This is a genomic window from Methylobacterium sp. J-043, from assembly GCF_022829505.1.
Lineage (GTDB): Bacteria > Pseudomonadota > Alphaproteobacteria > Rhizobiales > Beijerinckiaceae > Methylobacterium > Methylobacterium extorquens_A.
The window spans coordinates 1-318 of sequence record NZ_JAKSYB010000035.1 but is presented as its reverse complement, the minus strand read 5'-3'; the positions used below and the strand labels follow the sequence as shown (position 1 = coordinate 318).

Sequence of the window (318 nt, the reverse complement as noted above, 5' to 3'; positions counted from 1 at the left end):
CCACGCTTGGGCTGCTTGGCCGGGACCTTCAGGCCTTCCTGCCGCCAGATCCGCTCCACGCGCTTGTCGTTGATCAGCCAGCCGGCGGCCTTCAGCAATGCGCTGATCTTCCGATAGCCTTCGCGGCCCTACCGCGCCGCCAGCTCGACGAGATCGGCTGTCAGGGCGGCCTCGTCGTCTCTGCCCCGCGTCGCCTTGCGCTGCGTCTAGCGCTGCTGCCCGAGCGCACGGCAGGCCCGGCGCTCGGATACCTTCAGCGTCTTCACGAAGGGCTCGACACAGGGCCGGCGGCTCGCTGTGGAGGAAGTTTCCATTAGC

1 pseudogene is annotated in these 318 nt (G+C 68.2%); it reads right to left on the bottom strand.

Going from position 1 to position 318, the window contains the following annotated elements:
* Nucleotides 1-318: pseudogene (locus MKK50_RS08020) on the bottom strand (IS3 family transposase); the annotation flags it as partial.